Source organism: Lentisphaera araneosa HTCC2155 (genome assembly GCF_000170755.1).
Classification (GTDB): Bacteria; Verrucomicrobiota; Lentisphaeria; order Lentisphaerales; family Lentisphaeraceae; genus Lentisphaera; species Lentisphaera araneosa.
In genome coordinates, this window is the sequence record NZ_ABCK01000028.1 from 20,440 (window position 1) to 38,916 (window position 18,477).

Here is an 18,477-nt window from a genome sequence, read left to right on the forward strand (position 1 = left end):
TGAATTCCGCCTGCTATTTGTTTTTGTAAAGAACTACAATATAGCATTTTAGGCGGAATTTTTTACAAATAAATACATTTTAAAGCTATTATTTATGAGCCTCTTGAATGAACTGTCGGAGTGCATCCTGCTAGATGCTCTTGATAAAATGGGCATTGCCGATAATACTTTTGTCTTCTATTCAACAGACAATGGCGTTCACATGAACACTTGGCCTGATGCGGGTATGACTCCCTTCCAAGGTGAAAAAAATACTAACTGGGAAGGTGGCTGGCGCGTACCGGCTATGGTAAAATGGCCCGGTAAAGTTAAACCAGGTTCGGTTAGTAATGAAATTGTTCACCATATGGACTGGTTACCAACTTTCTTGGCAATGGCTGGAAATGATACTATCAAAGAAGATCTGAAAAAAGGCGGTGTCAAGGCTATTGGCCGTGAATACAAAGTGCACCTCGATGGCTACAATATCTTACCCATGCTTACAGGGAAAACTGATAAGTCTGGTCGTAAAGAAATTTTCTATTTCTCAGATGATGGTGACTTAACAGCTCTTCGCTACAACGATTGGAAGGCCATGTTCATGGAACAAAAGGAAAAGGGCACTTTACGTGCATGGATTGAGCCTTGGACCGTATTGCGAATCCCACTCATCTTTAATCTTCGTCGTGACCCCTATGAGCGTGCTTACTTCACCTCAAACACTTACTATGACTGGCTAATGGATCACGTATTCTTTCTCGTCCCAGCACAAGAATACGTCGGTGAATTCCTCTCTACATTTAAGGAATTCCCTCCACGACAAAAAGCAGCTAGCTTTAGTTTGGACCAAGTTCTAGAGAAGATGAAAAACTCTACCGGATCTAAGTAAGTAGAAAGACATTAAAATAAAGCCCCCGTAAACTAAGTTTACGGGGGCTTTTTCGTGACAATTTATTCGCTAAAACCTTTGGCTTTTAATTCATTGATCATAGCTGAAAAAGGCTCTTTCACTGCTTCAATACAAGTCGCTAATTCCGTAGAATTCTCTTTTGCTGCAGTCTCTATAGCATAAAAAAGAGGCGGCAGTTGCTCACTTCCAATAATTGCCGTAGTACCCTTTAAGGAATGAGCTAAGATATGGCAACTCTCTAAATCATTATTACTAAGCTGAGTTAATTTAATAAAAGCATCTTTATAATCCTCATAGAAGCTTACTAGAATCGTCTTATATAAATCTAAGTTATCATTGGTGTAACGAACGCCCTGCTCGACATTTAGTGTTTCAAATTCGATCATATCACTTCCCTTTTATTCCATCTTTGACTTAAATCTGTAAGCTTAAAGACTGTTTGTAAAGTATTTTGCCTAAAGTTTTTAAAATTAATAAAAGAAATTTTACTTATGGATTTTCAAGTTTTAACTTTTATCTGAATCCGTGAGCTGTATTTATTGAATCATCTTGCTCTCTCACCTTCATTGACTTACAACTTTTTCAAAAGACCTACGGGTATTTCTGCAAAAAGTTGTAAAGTTCTGAAAATAAAATCCCTGCGAGATCCTTCCAAAGCCTACTAACGGATTCAGGTTTTATAATGAATTGGAGCTTGGATGAATAAAAAAATAAAAGACTTAGCCGAATTTGATCGCCCCCGTGAGCGTATGCTGCAACTAGGTGAGGCACAACTCAGTGAATCAGAGTTACTCGCTCTTATAATCGGTAGTGGAACTCGAGAGCAATCCGCCTTGGGGCTTGCACGTGAAATTTTAGCTCACTTTGATAACTCTGTTTTTCGACTAAGTCGCGCCACACTTGAAGACTTGGAAACTATTCATGGCGTGGGCCCCGCCAAGGCCACGAGTTTGCGTGCCGTCTTCGCTCTGGCTCGCAAGCTGGTTGCAGAGGAAGCCATGGAGCAATTTACGATTCACCGACCAGAATCAGCTGCTCCTTATTTGATTCAACTTTTAGCGGGTAAAAGTAAAGAAGAATTCCATATTTTATTGCTCGATACTAAGAATCGACTTATGCGCTCCTCGCAAATCTCGATCGGTTTGCTCGATCGCTCTCATGTTCATCCGCGGGAAGTCTTTCGGGAAGCTCTTCGTTATGGTACGGCAAAAATCATCCTCGCGCACAACCATCCATCGGGGGACCCTTCACCCTCACCTCAAGATATAGAGTGTACCAAGAACCTCATTGAAGCGGGCGAAATCTTAGGTGTCAAAGTCGTTGATCACCTCATCATTGGTCACAAACTTCCAGGTGATAGTCGTCAATTTGTGAGCTTACGCCAATTAGGCTTAGTAGATTTTTAAGATAATTAAATGGAACACTTACAAATCTAGAATTGATTCCGCTAATCCGAGGATTTAAGTTAGCTAAATTCATTTATTTAATAGGAGATAAAGATGATCAAACAAATTTTTACTTGTGCTCTAGTCGCAAGTATTTTCACTAGCTTCGCTGCGGAGAAAAAACCTAAACTAGTTTTACAAATTACTGTTGATCAATTGCGTGCCGACTTACCGCTGCGCTACATGCATAATTTCAAGGATGGGGGCTTTCGCTACCTCTATGAAGAGGGCACAGTTTACACCGATGCTCATCATCCCCATGCGAATACCGAGACAATTGTCGGACATACAACTTTAGCGACTGGGGCGACGCCCTCAGTCCATGGCATGATCGGCAATGTATGGGTCGACCGCGCCACGGGAAAAACCACATATAATATAGAAGACCCCAACTACCACTTGCTCAGTAAAAATGCCGATGTGGATCAAAAAAATGAAATTGATCCCACCCAAAAAGCTGCCAGTACCGATGGACGCTCACCCATGGGGATTTTATCCACTACCTTTAGTGACGAACTCGCCATTTTCACCAAGGGTCAATCAAAAGTTTTTGGTGTATCGGTAAAAGATAGAGGCGCTGTTTCTATGGCTGGTCACGCAGGAAAAGCTTATTGGTTTTCTAAAAAAGCGGGATCATTTGTGACTTCTAATTACTACCAAGAGAAATACCCTGCTTGGCTTGAAACATGGAATAGCTCAGGAATTCTCGATAAATACAAGGGGCAATCTTGGACTCTAAGTAAAGACAAAAGCGAGTATGAACTGGCGCATATGGATGACGTTCCTTGGGAAACTGATTTAGCGGGCTTTGGCAAAAAATTTCCTCACCCTTGGAAAGAAGGTAAATACTTTACAACGCTACTCACATTAAGTCCCGCTGGTGATGAGCTGACTTTGAACTTTGCCAAAGAACTCATGAAGCAGGAAAAAGTAGGACAAGATAATGTTACCGATTATCTCTCGGTCAGTTTTTCCTCAACTGATTACGTCGGTCATATTTTTGGACCTTCGAGTCTAGAGATGGAAGATAACCTCTATCAACTGGATGGCTTTATCGCCAACTTACTTGAATATGTCGACGATACAGTGGGTCTCGAAAATACACTTGTGGTCTTATCTTCTGATCATGGAGCTCCAGAAGTTCCCGGCTACCTCAATAGCCTCAAGATACCCGCCAAGTTTATTCACCCTTGCGAATGGCCAAATGATAGTGCTATCAAAAGCCTTGAGAAAGAGTTCGATATCAAAACTAAGCTCATCGAAAAGTACCAACATCCCTATGTATATTTTTCTAAAGAAGTCTACTCAAGAAGCGATAAAGAACGCTTAGCCATCGAAAAAGCTGCGGTGGATTACCTGACCAAAATTAATGGCGTCAACCTAGCTATCTCGAGCCGTGCTCTCGAGAATAATGCTCTACCTAATACTGCCATTCATAAAGCCGTGCTCAATAATTTTCATCCCGAAAGATCGGGAGATATCTACATCGTTTTTGACTCCAATTGCTTCATCAATGATTTTGATGGTTTAGAAGTTGCCTGCACTCACGGGTCTCCCTGGGCCTACGATACTCATGTGCCACTTATCTTTGCCGGCTTTGGTATTGACGATCAAAAAGTTCCCCGTCGCGTCAGCACCTGTGACTTAGCACTGACGCTCTCAAATATCATTGGTTGCCGTCCGCCATCTGGCTCAGTGGCCAATGTCTTGGAAGAAGTCTTAGAAGATTAAGTTCTGATTAGTTTGGGCGCTAAAGTTTATTTTTTTATCTCAGCATATAAACTGAATTAAAAATTAAGGTTTATTATGTACGACAAAATAAAAGACTCACTCGCTCGCTTAGGGCTTCCTTTTTCCGAGGATGAATTTCTTGTGGTCGCTGCTCAATCTGAATCGGGTCACGTCATTCAAGTTCAATTCACTCCACCTGCGGAATTCGCAGAGCATCAAGTTCTAGAAGTCTGGGGACTTGCCGATGTAATTGTAGCTGAAGAAGCCTTAGAAGCGGCTCATTATGAAGAGTTGCTCAAGGAAAACTTTACCTGGCCCTTGGGTTCATGGATGTTGCGCCCCGTACAAGAGGGGCTAGGACTCTGCTTCAGTATTAAGCTCATTTCAAAAGAATTTAGTTTTGATGATGAACAAATCGAAATGGCGATGCAGGGAATTATCCACGTGGTTTCGAGCATGCGTGACGATATGGGGATTGCTACAGAATGAAGAAAGTCCTCCCAATAATTGCCTTTCTTGCTGTCGCTTTTGTAGCTTACTTATTCCTCAAACCCAAAGCTGACCCTCATCAAGAAATCAAAGATCAATTTGGGCTGATCTTAAGAAAAGCTGAAGAGACCCCTGCACTTAAAGGCATTCCTCTTTTCAGTCACATTCGCTCTTTTAAGCAGTACCTAACAGAAGATTTCTCCCTCTCTGTTCCTGAGTACAAAATGGAAATGTCGAATCGCGAAGACTTCATTAATAAGGCCACCAGCATCGCCCCCATGGTGCCCAACTTTCAATCTACTTTATCTTCGTACACGATAAATGTTAATGACGATCAGGCCGAAGTTGAACTCGTGTGCACCATTAAAGGCCACAACAAAAATTATAGTTTTAATGAAAGCCGCACCCTAAAAGTTCGCTTATTAAAACCTTCTGGCACCTGGAAAATACAAAGCGTTAAAGTGATTCCCCCAACACAAAAATGACTTCAGCTTCTAACCAGCTAGAGCTTGCCGGGACACAAATCATTGTTCTCGCAATTGCAGTGCTCTATCTCGGTGAACGAATTAATAAAAAATGGAAGTTCTTAGAAAGAAATAGCATCCCTTCACCTGTGACAGGCGGGCTTATTTTTAGCCTGTTCACCGCCTGTTTACACTACTTCGGTGATTACAAAGTAAGTTTTGACCTCGACTTACGCGATACACTCTTACTCGTTTTCTTTAGTACCATTGGCTTAAACGCCAAAATCAAAAGCCTTATTACTGGAGGAAAGGGCTTAGTTATTATGATATTTGCTTGCTCCCTATTTTTGATTGTTCAAGATATATTAGGCTTGATCATGGCTTACATAGCTGGGGCCCACCCAGGCTTTGGTTTATTGGGAGGAAGTATTTCCTTTGCCGGCGGACATGGTACGGCGATTGCTTGGGGAGAAGAAGCCACTAAAGCCGGCCTCGAAGGAGCCGCTGAATTCGGCTTAGCTTGTGCCACCTTTGGCTTAGTTGTTGGAGGACTTATCGGCAGCCCCATCGCCAATCGTCTTATCAAAAAACATCAACTGAGTCCCAAAGATGAAAAAGTGGCTTCTGCTAATGACTTCTCAGTGAGCTCTGAAGCAAACTCACCTCTCCATAAGCTCACTGTCAACGATGCTATCGGCACTATCTTTTCTCTAGGCCTATGCCTAGGTTTGGGTGACTCCGTGAATCGCTATCTATTTACTCACGATATTAAATTACCTGGCTTTTTAACTGCTATGCTCGTTGGTATTATCCTGACCAATAGCGCCGACCACTTTAAAATAAAAATGAGTCAGCCAGCCATTGATCTAATTAGTGGTCTATCACTGCAACTTTTCTTAACTATGAGCTTAATGAGTATGGATCTTCTTTCTCTCATGGAATCAGCTAGCTTTCTCTTGTTTATTGTCCTCGGTCAGGGTCTACTCATCACCTTGTTTGCCGTGCATATTGTCTTTCGCCTCATGGGTAAAGATTATGATGCTGCCGTTATTGCGGGAGGCTTCATGGGACTTGGTCTCGGTGCCACACCTGTTGCCATCGCCAATATGGATGCGATTATGAGAAAATTCGGCCATTCGCAAAAAGCGCTGATTATTGTACCTCTGACTGGGGCCTTTTTTATCGATATCATGAATGTCTTGATTATTAAATTTTTTATTGCACTCCCCATCTTCCAGGCAGGCTGAAGAGAATCAATTTTTTAGATAAAATCACGCCGAAGGATTGAGCAATAAAGACTGAGTTTAACTAGAAAAAAACATAAATTTACTTAAAATTTCTGTTCATAAACTATATTAAGTTCAATTATTTATTGTGTGTCAAAGGGAAAAGCAATGAAGCAAAAATCACGAAACTCATTTTGGGCTTATTTTAGCTGCCTCATCTGCTTGACTTATACACTGTTTTCACAGGTGACTGCAAGTTCTGATAGTCAAGCAGATCTACTGCGCTTCAAAGAACAAGCTTCTGCACTCGAAAAAAATAAAGACACTCTTAATGCCAAAGAGCAGCAAGAACTCCAAGGTCTCGAGAAAGTGATTAAGCTCATCGAGGAGGGGCTCAGCATAGAGCAGGAAATCAAGAAACTTGAAGAAGATATAAAATTGGCTCCTCAAGTCCAAAAAGAGTTCGAAGAAAAACTCGCTAAATTCAAGCCGCTTGAGGTCGATAAAAAAAGACTCGATAAATTGCCGCTTGATGAACTCGAAGTCATTTACAAAAAACATAATGAACAAGGCATTAAGCTTAAAAAAGACCTCGACCTAAGTTCCCAAGACTTAATTAAGAGTCAGCAATTACGCGACTCTGTCCAAGATAAAATCTTGAAAAATGTCGATCGTCTAGGGCTTCTCAACAAGAAAAGTTCCGATCCAGGAAAAGAAAAGCAAGCCAGTCGACTCTTAGTAAAATATGAGATTTTAAAGATCGATACAGAAAACCGCTTATTACGACTGCAACAAAGTTCCTTTTCCACCATCAATAAACGCCGCAATGCTCAAAAATCCCTGCTTGATACCCAGTATTCAAACTATGAACGAATTGATAAATTCTGGAGCGAATACATCCTCAAGCGCCGAGCTCAAGAAGTGCGAAAAAAAGAACAGGTCGCCATTGCTGAATCGAAAGAAATGGTCGCTGAATCTCCTGAGATCAAACTTGTCTTTGATAAGAACATTGCTCTCCTGAAAAAACTTAAAGAACTCAATCAGCTTCGCGCGAGTGTGAATCAAGAACTTAAACTAAAGAATGAAAAATTCGAAGCACTAAAGAGCAATTTCACCGATACCAAGGATATGCTTTCCCGTCGAATCCTCAACGAAGTTGTGGGAGTCGCTCTACGCCAGAAATTTGCGATCTTGGATGAATTCAATCAGCTTAAGAATTCAGAAGATAAAAGCCTCGTTATTATGTCTGATTTAGAACGCGATATACTTGATTGGAGACAGGAATTAAAGGGACTCAATAATATTCCACAGCTCACAGAAGATTTGCTGGCAAGCTCGAAGAACCCCGATAAAAAGCTACAGGAAAAAATCTTACAAACTTACTCAGACCAACGCAATCATATCATTCAAATACAAGATGCTAGTCAACTCTACTTTGACAAAATTCATGCTTTGCATGCGCTCAACGAACAAATTAATTTAGAAGTTGATGCTTACAAGACTTATATCAAAGGTCACCTCTTTTGGATCCCCAGTTCACAGGAACTTAAACTCACTAACTTCACCAAGCTTAATGAAGATTTCCAAGCCACTTCAAAAGTTCTTTCATGGGATGATATCAAAAAGCGTTATCAAAGTTCATGGAACTCGTATCAAAATACCCATCGAAATTTTCTATTTGGTTTAATTTTACTCATTGCTTTTCGAGTTTATTATCTTAGAAAAGTTGTTCCTAAAGTCAGTGATGAAATTAACAAAAATAAGAATTTTTCTTATACACTTAAGTTATTTTTCACCACCATTGCTCTGAGTTTAGTTGTCCCTTGGATTCTGTATTACTTTTCATTTGCACTCGTTCCAGGAGCTAATGCAAGTAGTGAAGTTACCATTAATATTTCCCATAGCTTTAAAGCCTTATCTTTCTTCTATTTTTTCTCGATTTTCTTTACCCACTCAATGCGACCTAAAGGTCTTGGGATAAAAGCTTTTACTTGGGATAAAGAACTTTGTAATGGTTACTATAAGCTCATTCGCGTTTGGCTTTATTTAGTCGCTCCCTTTGTCTTTTTGGGGCAACTATCCAATAAAGTTTACGATGAACATATAGATAATATTTCTAAATTTGGCATAATTGGAAATATCGCAGTTGTCCTTTGTGTTTGCTTATATTGTTTTGTAAAAAGAAATGATTTTTTGCCGAGTTCTTCAGAAAATCCTCGAGCCAATAAGTTGCTTAAATTGGCCTACTTTTCATCGATAATCGTCATGGTCTCGATTCTCATACTCGCCTTTCGAGGTTACTTCTATTCTGCATTTGTCTTGAAAAATCTTATCGTGCAAATGGGTGTTCATTGCATAGTGATCTTTTTCGTGAGTTCTTTGATAAATTGCTATTTACTCACCAAAAGACAAAAACTTGCTGAACTTAGTGTACGGAAAAAACTTGCGATTCAGGAAACGGAAAAACTTCAACTTCAGCACGAAGTCTTGTTGGAGCAAGAAGAAAAGAAACTTGAAAATGAAATGAGTGAAACCCGTCGGGGTTTCTCAAGCCTTATAAAAATCGTCTTTTTTACAGGTGTTTTCTACATCTGGCAAGTTTTTTTCCCCGCTTTAAATATCCTCGATCAATATCCACTTTGGAACCAAACGGTCATGGATAATGAAACTTCAACTATTGTTCAAATCACCGTTAAGAACTTGCTAATTGTCTTTATCTTTGTCATCGCAACTTTTTACTGTTCCAGTGCACTGCCAAATATTCTCAAAGTATTTATCCTCAATAAGCTCTCTTTTGATCAAGGACAGAAATTTACAATTGTTACCATCCTTCAGTACATTATTTTTACTGTGGGTCTTTTCTATTCTTTTGAAAAGCTGGGGTTAAACTGGTCTGAATTGCAATGGCTCGTTGCTGCACTGAGTGTGGGTTTAGGTTTTGGTCTCCAGGAAATTGTCGCCAACTTCGTATCCGGCCTCATTGTCTTATTCGAACGTCCCTACCGCGTAGGCGACATTGTCACTGTCGGTCAAACGAGCGGAACTGTGTCGAAGATTCAAATACGAGCAACCACCATCCGTGACTGGGATAGACGCGAGCTCATTATCCCCAATAAGAGCTTTATTACTGGTGAATTCATTAACTGGTCGCTATCTGATTCCATCAGCCGTGTGGTCATTGAACTTTCGGTTGCCTTAGATTCAGATGTTAAAGAAGTCCATCAGATCCTTAAAGACCTGGGCGATAATCACGAAAACACTCTTGATGACCCCGCACCTCAAGTTTTCATGACGAATATGACCCGTGATGGCTTTAACTTTGATTTACGTGTCTTTGTACCTGCCAGTAAATACCGCCTCAGCACCAAAGACCAACTCCTTTCAGCCATCCATCAAAAATTTACTGAAAGTGGCATTAAGATGGCGAAACCCGGATATACAGTCGAATTACAAAATGGACAACATTCAGGCTCTCTCATGACTCCACAAGGCAAACTTTAATGGGTCAAGCATAACTATCTAATGATTTCATTCTCCTAGACGACCAATCTTTGGTGAAGCTTCGTAGTACAGCCTCTAAACCGTGGACTACGTGCCCATTCTATCCACTTTTTTAAAGCAGGCAGGATGCCTGCGCTCGTGCGCCTGAGAGCGCACACAATCAGTGAGGTGAAAGTCCTCATCAACAAAGGCTGATTATGTTGTAGTCGAACCTAACTGCGTTGTCGTGAGGCGGGGTGGAGAGCAAGGCAAGGCGAAGCAGCAGTCCGTAGGATGACGAACTCGATTCGGCTTTATAGTACTAGCGAGCCTGCGATCGCGTGGCGAAGCTTGGAACGAAATGAAAATAATAATAAGGAGTAATTCTGAAGATCCTTTATGCTGAATATCAGCGAGTAGAAAAGCAGTAGAGGAAGTCTATAGAGTGGTTGGAGACGGAATGCGGTGAAGGTTGTGTGACGTTAATCAGGGAGATCTGCATGTGCAGTGCAATAAGGCATGCAGAAGTCAGAGCCCTCATAGTAGCGATGAAGGTGGTGAAAGTCACTGGAGCAAAGGGGGGCAGGAAGGTAAAACTGAGAAGAAAAGAATAGAAGGAATATAAGAATGTCAGAAATGGCTAAACAAATATTAGGACGAGATGAACGCTTTGTGGAAATACAAGCGTGGGCGTCACCTTCTGTCTGGACGGATCAGATGCTGAAAACTCTTCATAGAGGAGTTGAAAGAGGTAAATGGTACAGCTTATCCGATAAGTTGATGCGTAAGAATAATATCATGGAAGCTTGGGAAAAAGTCTGCTCAAATAAGGGCTCACATGGAGTGGATATGATATCAACTAAACGCTACGAGTCAGAGTTAGAACATAATAACGCTAAGCTTCTCGAAGAACTGCAAGATGGAAGGTATGATCCCAGTGCAGTGCGCCGAGTGGAAATCCCAAAAGGTGATGGTCGAAAGACCAGACCTTTGGGAATACCCACAGTGCGTGATCGAGTAGTTCAAACAGCTCTGAAACATGTGATAGAGCCGATATTTGATATCGACTTCTCGCCCTACAGTTTTGGATTTCGTCCAAAGCTGGGTTGCAAGGATGCACTTAGACGAGTGAATGAATTGTTAAAGCAGGGCTATCTCTATGTTATGGATGCCGACATCCAAAGCTACTTCGATACTATACCACATGAGAAACTCATGAGTCGAGTCAAGGAAAAGATCATTGATGGTAAAATTCTTGGCTTGATCGAACAATTCCTCAAAGCCAATATCTTTGATGGTCTCAAGAATTGGGAACCTGAAGAAGGTACACCGCAGGGAGGAATTATCAGTCCTCTGTTAGCAAATATCTATCTTGATCCCTTTGATCACAAGATGACCGAGGCTGGATTTGAGATAGTGCGCTATGCAGACGATTTCCTGATCATGTGTAAAAGTAAAGAATCGGCCAAAAGGGCATTGCGCAAAACGCGAAGGTGGATGAAAGCCAATGGGCTAAAACTTCATCCAGAAAAGACGCGAATTGCCGACATGACAGAGAAGTGCGAGTACTTCGAGTTTCTCGGATACCATTTCGAGAGAACGCGAAATACCCATAGTATTAAACGTTGGCCAAGGAAGCAGAGCCTGAAGAAATGCAAAGATGCCATACGCAAGAAAACGAGGAGAAGCAATAAGGACTCAATAGAGGACATAATTGCTTACCTTCGGCCAAATCTTGTCGGATGGTATCAATACTTCAAGCACTCCACTGTGTATGCAATGCGAGGTATAGATGAATTTACACGCAGAAGACTGCGTAGTATTCTGGCTAAGCATCATCGCAAGAAAGGTTCTCATCGCATGATTGATACTCGTAAATACAATAAAGCCTACTTTACAGATCTAGGCTTCTTTTCACTGGAGGAAGCCTGGAAACTGGAATTTCAGTCTCTTCGGAGTAAGCACTGACTGGAGAGCCGTATGCGGGAGAACCGCACGTACGGTTCGGAATGAGGGGAGACTCCGCAAGGAGTCTTCCCTACCCTTATTAGATCATTTTTAATCTCTGATCGGTGTTAATCTGAGGAATGTGTGGATAAACCCTCGGTGTTCTCTGTGCCCTGAGTGGGGGGAACTTTTTTATCAGCGTCGCAACTCTGTAGTATTCAAAATACACATGGCTTATTAGCTTGTAAAATCAACTTAAGACGACAAAATTCTTTTATGGATAAAAACGATGAATATAGCAAACTCAGTCGGCGAGCGATTCAATTTTCGATGGCCACGGGGCTTATTCTGCTTATCTCAAAATTTATAGCTTGGAATTTTACGGGTTCAGCGACCTTGCTCTCCTCTTTAACTGACTCGAGCCTCGATTTTTTAGCTTCAATGCTAAGTTTTGCCGTCTTAACTTATTCGCTTAAACCCGCCGATGAGGATCACCGCTTTGGCCACGGCAAAGCTGAAGGCTTGGCTGCTGTTTTTCAATCGGGCATTGTATTGATTGCGGGGCTCAGTGTTTTATATCAAGCTGGTGTGCGCTTATTTGATCCCGCACCCATGGAGAAAACGGGCTTGGCTATTGGCATTATGCTTTTTTCTTTGGCTTTAACTTTAGCCCTCATTACCTATCAGCAGAAAGTTTATAATATTACAGGCTCTTTAGTGGTGAAGGCCGATCGCGCCCATTTTGTTTCCGATATCCTGGCCAACGCGGGCGCAATTGTGGCCTTAATTCTAGCTTATGTAGGCGTTTCCTATGCGGATGCCATAGGTGGCATTGTGGTGGCTTTGTTGATTGTGAAAGCTGCCTGGGAAGTTTTTGAACACGCCCTGGAAATGCTCTTAGATCACGAACTTCCCCAAGAAGATGTGAAAGAGTTTGAGCAAATGATTGAGGATGAAAGAAATATCTTGGGTTATCACGATGTGCGAACGCGTCGCTCTGGAAAAACTTTATTCTTTCAAGTGCATTTAGAATTTGAGGATCAAGCACTCTTGAGTGAGGCCCACGACATTGCTGATCGCATCGAGAAAAAAGTCCAGCAACGTTGGGAAGATTCAGAATGTTTAGTGCACATGGATCCCATTAGCGCGGTGGACGAAGAACTTATTGCTCGTCGCCAAACGCTAAAACCGAGCTGATATCCTTGTGACCAAAGAGAACCATGGCGAGGCGATCGACTCCGAGGGCAATGCCCCCAGCTTCGGGCATGCCTTTTTCTAGGGCCTGGAGAAAGTTTTCATCCAAATCATAAGTGATGCGTTTTTGCGAAGTTCGCAAATCTTGGCATTCCACAAATCTTTGACGCTGTTCTTGGGCATCGGTGAGTTCTGAGTAAGCATTGGCGAGTTCGAGGCCATCGACATAGACTTCAAAACGTTCAGCTAAGTGAGGAGCATTTGGCTTTTTGCGGGAGAGGGCAGCCATCGAGGCGGGATAATCATTGATTAGTGTGGGGCGCTCTTTGCCCAAGTGAGGTTCCACTTCAAAGCAGAGAATTTCTTCAAAATTATTTTGTGCGATGCTTTCGTCGAGGCTGATTTTTGCGTATGACCCGAAGGCGTCTTCGAGACTGAGGACTTCAAATGTTTGTGAGAAATAGTCTTCACGGCAGGCGAGTTCTTTTGAACAAAATTTAAAGAGAGCCTGCAAGTCATCGGCAATTTTGCGGTAATCGCAATGAGCTTCATACCATTCGAGCATGGTGAATTCTTCGCGATGGCGCTCACCGTGTTCATGTTCGCGAAAGCAGGCACCAATTTGAAAGATTTTCTCTGCGCCTTCACAGAGCAAACGCTTCATGTGTAGTTCTGGCGAGGTTCGCAAAAACTTTCCATTTGCGGGAATCGCATCTATGTAATCTTCGAGTGCAGGGGTGAGTAGGCGAATGGGAGTTTCAACTTCGATAAAGTCCCTCTGCCAAAAAAAACGGCGCAGAGCCTGTAGAAGGTCACTGCGCTGCTTGAGTGAGTTTAAACGAGACAAACTACTTCTTAGCGTTAACTCGCTCAACGTATTCGCCATTACGCGTATCGATTTTTACGAGGTCGCCTTCGTTAATGAAGATTGGAACGTGAAGTTCGAGGCCTGTATCAGTATAAGCAGGCTTAGTTACGTTTGTGGCTGTATCACCTTTTACACCAGGCTCAGACTTGTGAATGGGTTTAACAACAAAGTTAGGCATTTGAACGTCAATAGCTCTGTCTTCGAAGAAAAGGACTTCAACTTCACCATCGTCGATGAGGAAGTGCTCGTTATCGCCAACGACGTCTTTACTGAGCATCACTTGATCGTAAGTTTCGCCATCCATGAAAACAAAAGCGTTGTCTTCGACGTAAGAGAAAATGAGTTGTTTTGTAGAGAGATCAGCTTTCTCAACATTATCACCTGAGCGCCATGAGCGATCAAAAGTATTGCCCGTGATAAGGTTTTTGAGTTTGCAGCGGTAAACTGCTTGGCCTTTACCGGGCTTAGTAAAATTGAAATCCGTTACTGTGTGAGGTTGACCATCAATTTTGAGTTTGATGTTTTTCTTAAGTTGCTCGACGCCGATTACAGCCATGTTGACTCCTAAGTATTTGCATTAATTAAAAATTTCCTCCTACAATGCCAAGCCTTGCTCAAAAAGCAATAGCTTTAAAAGGACTTTATTCTTCAGCTTTTCTATGAGTGCAATAGTCATTTTGCATCCATGAAAGGTAGTTTAAGTAGATGCTAAAAATAAATAAAATACTAGATAAAATTAACATGGAAAAAATGTTTTTATTGAAAAAGCCTATAATCATAATAAAGATTGAATTAAAGAATTCAGGCTTATAATCAAAGATAAGTGCTGCTACACAAATTATGACCAAGACGACAACAGCTCTCGAGATTAATTTTAGAATCTTTAGCTTATTTAAAAAGTTATTTATTTGTCTCGAGCTATTACTCAATGCAATGAGCATAATGATGAGGCAGAGAGAAGAGAGTTGGAGAATTTTATTGTCTTCAACTTTTAGACTAAGACTTTTTGAGGGTTGATAGTTATCAAGATTTTGAATGAATTTTTCACCGTAGAGTGTTTCGCGGATCTGATTTAAATCTGTGATAGTTTTCAATGTTGTAATGCCTGTACTATTATCATATCGAACGTTTTTTAGTGTAGATTCAATGTCGCTTAAGGGGTAAGCATCCTCGAAAATTCGATTTGAATAACGAGGAGAGTTAGAATTAAATTCAATCGGTTCAACTTGTGAAAAGAAATAAAGAAAGGTGCATAAAAACGGAAGCGTATAACAGGCTGTTGTGTGTAAAAAATCTATTTTACGCCCATAAATTTTGTAGATTATTGAGTAATTATTATTACCTGAAGATGCTTGGCCCATAAAAATAATGTAAACCCAAAATAAATTACTAGAAAAGAAGTTCGACCCCATAATCCACCCGGCTAATAGAGAGAATAAAAGCGTTAATCCCTTGTAAGATTTTAGGGTAGATTCTATCCAAAATTTCATCTTTGGCGAGATCATTTTAGGGAGTTTAAAGTTAACTAGAAAAGCAATGAGGAAACGTGGCCAAGTGAATGCAAACTTGGATTGGTAGAATTTTTTTCCTGTAATGTAAAGTGCTGTATAGGTCAACAGACTGAAAAGGTAGCCTACAGGATTATGGGCTCCATAAATTGCAAATCCAGCAGCGAAAAGAAAGAGGACTAGTACGAAAGATGATAGGGCTCCTTCTCGCATATTGGTAAAGGCACTCATATAGAAAAAACCAGCGAGTACGAGAAATATACTAAGACTAACTTGGGGATAAACGGGGAAGAAGGGAAGGCCACAAAACAGCCAAAAAGCGAGTTTTTTTAAATTATATATTAAAACCTGGTTATATATTTCAATACTTGGGAGAGGAATTTTATTAATCAATAGAATGAATTCTTGCTCTTCTTCTGATAGAATCGTTTTAAATAAATAGGCACCATTAATGATCAATAACACAGAAAGAGTAGACGAAAAGTCTTTTAGAAAAGGAGCGGCAAAGGCATTGATTAGAAATAGAGCACCTGCGATTTTATAGTTATATGTACGGTTGTGCTGAAATAAAAACTGGGAAAGCTTTTGGTTCATACATCGCCTCCGCTACAGGCAATGAAGAGCTCTTCTAAACTGGGGCTTCGCAAGTACTTAATATTCAAGCTATGTTCTGTCGCAAATTGTTCAGCATCGTGTTGAGAGCCTTTAAAAATAAATTCAAAATTTCCGCTTTTGGAAGAAGAGGACATGATTAGAGAGGATTCAAGTTCTGTGTAATCACATGAAATGAAAGTATGAGAGTTTAATAGATCAAAAATAGTGCCGAAAAGAGCCACATTATGATCTGTTAAAACGATCAAACTGTCGGCTAGTTTCTCAACATCATCTAGTATATGGCTTGCAAAGATTATACAAGATTCATTTTCCATAGCTAAATCATTTAGGCACTCATACATTTTTTTTCTGACGATTACATCTAAACCAGATGCGGGTTCATCTAAAATGAGAACTTTAGGTTTATGGCAAACAGCTAATACGAGTCCAGCCATTTGGCGTTGACCTTTAGACATGGCACCAATACCGATACGTTTGTCTAAACGAAACTCAGAGATGAGCTTTTTCTCTAAATTTTTATCCCATTTAGAGTGCAATTGAGAATAAAGTTTGAGTAAATCACCAAAGCTCATCAGAACGGGCCATCTATCATCGTCCGATAAATATCCAGTATTCTTTTTCAACCAAACTTCATCTTTAACGGGGTCTTTACCTAAAATTGAAACAATACCACTATCGGGTAAAGATGTACCTGTAATCGTTTTGATTAGTGTCGTTTTACCTACGCCATTTCGGCCAAGTAAACCGTATACTCCTGGTTGAGTAATGCTTAAATTTAGATTTTTTAAAACTGGATAATCATAAGTTTTATTAATTCCCATGAGTTGAATAAAAGACATTAATTTTCCTCCTCAATGTTTCTTAAAATTTCAGTCAGATCATTAACGTTCAATCCAACTTGTTTCGCTAGCTCAACTAGGTCACTACATTTTTGGTGAATTACTTCTTGGCGTCTTGATTGATTAGACGAAATGAACGCTCCTTTCCCTTGCTCAATATATACTAATCCTCTCTTTTCTAATTCAGAGTAAGCCTGTTTTACAGTGAGGTAATTGACACACAAATCTTTTGAGACTTGCCTCAGTGAAGGCAGCTTATCCCCAAATTTGTATTGCCCAAGTATAATATGCTGCTCAAGTTGCTCAGTAATTTGAGCATACAAAGGAGTATTTGAGCCAGTGTTTATAGATAAGTTCATATACTGTTATATAACACTATAACAGTAAGTCAAATATTTAGTTGTACTATTTTTTCTCAATGATTAAAAATAAATGAGATTTATTTAAAGTGTATCAAGTAAAATTTGAGCTCTTTCGGCAGTTTTGGTATTGGGGCAGAGCTCTAAAATCTTTTTTAAGCCAGCCGCAATTTTTTCTTTGGAAGAGCCTTTACGTTTCATGGCAGCTTTAATTTTTTCTAGGTAAGCATCCGCTTTAAATTCTTTAAGGATGGCGGGGTTTTGTTTATACTTTTCTACAATTTTGAGTTCTTCACTGGCCATTTCTTTTCCGTAAGTCGAAATGAGTTTTTGAATGTGTTTATAGGCTTGGACGTAATATTTTTCTTGATCAAAGGAGGAGATTGCATCTTGGATTTCAGTGTAGGGAGCTTGGATTTTCTCAAACTCTTCACTTGCTAGTTCATGACCACCTGCAGCGGCAACTTGAAGATTTTTAAAGGCTTCGGAGAACTGTTTTTTCTTAATAGCGCTCATGCCTTTGGTGTATAGAGTCTCTAACTTCGCGACTCGGGGCGTGTCAATATAAGCGAGCGCTTTATCTAAAACCTCAGTCGGCAAAGTGCGGTGCTTATGATTTTTTTGGACGTGAATTTTAGTATTGAGAATTTTTGCATCAGTGTATTTTTTATGAACTCTTTGTGTATCTTCTAAATTAAAATCTCCATCACCAGTTAAAAAGTAAAAATAATTTTCTTGCATTTTACTTATCTGACTTTTTTCGTTGTTATGCATGAAATTGCAACCACACTGATAAATAGCGCCTTTATAAATTTCCGGGAAAAGAGCTGCAGCTATACTCGAAACACGACCACCGCCAGACATGCCACTAACAAAAATACGGTCAGCATCGATATTATAAATTTCTTTGAGTTTATCAATGCCCCACAGAGCCATGGATATACGAGCATAGGTGTAGGTATCATTTCCAGAATTTTTTGCTGTAATTAAAATTAAATTATATTTACTGAGCAAATTAATAAAGGCTTTTCCAGATCCAGGAGTGATATAAGTTATGATGCCAGTGGGGATGTTTGGATCGTATGATTCGGGAACGACTATATCCCATGTAACTTCATGAAAGGTCTTATCTTTAATTGTCATTATAGGGATGCGTTCACCATCAGGGATCTTATCTTCGCTTCCCGGCCAACGTTGATGAACTCCCTCATAATACGGCCTTGGGATTGCCTTATCAGTAATAGAATATTTACCTTTACGGTGTTGTTCTCCATAACTGGCTAAAGTAAGTAATAAAGTAAGCGTTGTGTAAATAAATTTCATAATTCCTCCTAAGTATTTCTATCCAGCCTACAATTAATGTAAAAGAAGAAATACCTAGTTGAAATTGAAGAAAAATTTTCTCATTAAGAGGAGAAATAAG

At 40.3% G+C, this 18,477-nt stretch carries 16 protein-coding genes and 1 pseudogene; 10 read left to right on the forward strand and 7 right to left on the reverse strand.

Annotated features, from left to right (window positions below):
- Positions 1 to 130: 130 nt before the first annotated feature.
- Positions 131 to 868 (forward strand): annotated as a pseudogene (locus LNTAR_RS20455) (sulfatase-like hydrolase/transferase); the annotation flags it as partial.
- Between the two features lie 62 nt (positions 869 to 930).
- Here the strand turns inward: LNTAR_RS20455 and LNTAR_RS20460 are convergent.
- Positions 931 to 1,275, reverse strand: coding sequence for an Hpt domain-containing protein (locus tag LNTAR_RS20460; RefSeq protein ID WP_007280669.1), 345 nt, complete (start codon positions 1,273 to 1,275; stop codon positions 931 to 933).
- A gap of 312 nt (positions 1,276 to 1,587) precedes the next feature.
- On the opposite strand from LNTAR_RS20460, the gene radC reads away from it, so the two are divergent.
- The 9 genes from radC to LNTAR_RS20500 all read left to right on the forward strand — a co-directional run bounded on the left by radC (position 1,588) and on the right by LNTAR_RS20500 (position 12,868).
- On the forward strand, positions 1,588 to 2,295 hold the full coding sequence (gene radC / locus LNTAR_RS20465; protein WP_007280670.1) for a RadC family protein: 708 nt from the start codon (positions 1,588 to 1,590) through the stop codon (positions 2,293 to 2,295).
- A 93-nt stretch (positions 2,296 to 2,388) separates the two neighbouring features.
- Positions 2,389 to 4,065, forward strand: a complete 1,677-nt coding sequence (locus tag LNTAR_RS20470; protein WP_007280671.1) for an alkaline phosphatase family protein — start codon at positions 2,389 to 2,391, stop codon at positions 4,063 to 4,065.
- A gap of 75 nt (positions 4,066 to 4,140) precedes the next feature.
- A complete protein-coding gene (locus LNTAR_RS20475) occupies positions 4,141 to 4,554 on the forward strand; it encodes a hypothetical protein (protein ID WP_007280672.1) in 414 nt (137 codons plus the stop codon).
- On the forward strand, positions 4,551 to 5,039 hold the full coding sequence (locus LNTAR_RS20480; protein ID WP_007280673.1) for a hypothetical protein: 489 nt from the start codon (positions 4,551 to 4,553) through the stop codon (positions 5,037 to 5,039). Before LNTAR_RS20475 ends, LNTAR_RS20480 begins: the two co-directional genes overlap by 4 nt.
- Positions 5,036 to 6,265 (forward strand): sodium/glutamate symporter, encoded by a 1,230-nt coding sequence (gltS, locus tag LNTAR_RS20485; RefSeq protein ID WP_007280674.1) that lies wholly within the window; start codon positions 5,036 to 5,038, stop codon positions 6,263 to 6,265. The genes LNTAR_RS20480 and gltS overlap by 4 nt, the downstream gene beginning before the upstream one ends.
- A gap of 147 nt (positions 6,266 to 6,412) precedes the next feature.
- Positions 6,413 to 9,745, forward strand: coding sequence for a mechanosensitive ion channel domain-containing protein (locus LNTAR_RS20490; protein ID WP_007280675.1), 3,333 nt, complete (start codon positions 6,413 to 6,415; stop codon positions 9,743 to 9,745).
- Positions 9,746 to 10,226: 481 nt separating this feature from the next.
- Entirely contained in the window at positions 10,227 to 10,349 is a 123-nt protein-coding gene (locus LNTAR_RS28305) for a hypothetical protein (RefSeq protein ID WP_274377967.1), read from the forward strand.
- A gap of 2 nt (positions 10,350 to 10,351) precedes the next feature.
- Entirely contained in the window at positions 10,352 to 11,692 is a 1,341-nt protein-coding gene (gene ltrA / locus LNTAR_RS20495) for a group II intron reverse transcriptase/maturase (RefSeq protein WP_007280677.1), read from the forward strand.
- A 255-nt stretch (positions 11,693 to 11,947) separates the two neighbouring features.
- Complete coding sequence (locus LNTAR_RS20500; RefSeq protein WP_052607353.1) at positions 11,948 to 12,868, forward strand: cation diffusion facilitator family transporter; 921 nt, start codon at positions 11,948 to 11,950, stop codon at positions 12,866 to 12,868.
- On the opposite strand, the gene epmA is transcribed toward LNTAR_RS20500, so the two are convergent.
- The 6 genes from epmA to LNTAR_RS20530 all read right to left on the reverse strand — a co-directional run bounded on the left by epmA (position 12,834) and on the right by LNTAR_RS20530 (position 18,377).
- Positions 12,834 to 13,712: an EF-P lysine aminoacylase EpmA gene (gene epmA / locus LNTAR_RS20505; protein ID WP_007280679.1), complete on the reverse strand. Its 879-nt coding sequence runs from the start codon at positions 13,710 to 13,712 to the stop codon at positions 12,834 to 12,836. The genes LNTAR_RS20500 and epmA overlap by 35 nt on opposite strands.
- A gap of 1 nt (position 13,713) precedes the next feature.
- Positions 13,714 to 14,289, reverse strand: a complete 576-nt coding sequence (gene efp, locus LNTAR_RS20510; RefSeq protein ID WP_007280680.1) for an elongation factor P — start codon at positions 14,287 to 14,289, stop codon at positions 13,714 to 13,716.
- A gap of 85 nt (positions 14,290 to 14,374) precedes the next feature.
- Entirely contained in the window at positions 14,375 to 15,835 is a 1,461-nt protein-coding gene (locus LNTAR_RS20515) for a hypothetical protein (protein ID WP_007280681.1), read from the reverse strand.
- The gene (locus tag LNTAR_RS20520; protein WP_007280682.1) at positions 15,832 to 16,695 is read right to left on the reverse strand and encodes an ABC transporter ATP-binding protein; all 864 of its coding nucleotides are present in this window, start codon (positions 16,693 to 16,695) and stop codon (positions 15,832 to 15,834) included. Before LNTAR_RS20520 ends, LNTAR_RS20515 begins: the two co-directional genes overlap by 4 nt.
- Positions 16,695 to 17,054, reverse strand: coding sequence for a GntR family transcriptional regulator (locus LNTAR_RS20525; RefSeq protein WP_007280683.1), 360 nt, complete (start codon positions 17,052 to 17,054; stop codon positions 16,695 to 16,697). The genes LNTAR_RS20520 and LNTAR_RS20525 overlap by 1 nt, the downstream gene beginning before the upstream one ends.
- 84 nt (positions 17,055 to 17,138) lie before the next feature.
- Complete coding sequence (locus tag LNTAR_RS20530) at positions 17,139 to 18,377, reverse strand: prolyl oligopeptidase family serine peptidase (protein ID WP_007280684.1); 1,239 nt, start codon at positions 18,375 to 18,377, stop codon at positions 17,139 to 17,141.
- Positions 18,378 to 18,477 lie beyond the last annotated feature (100 nt).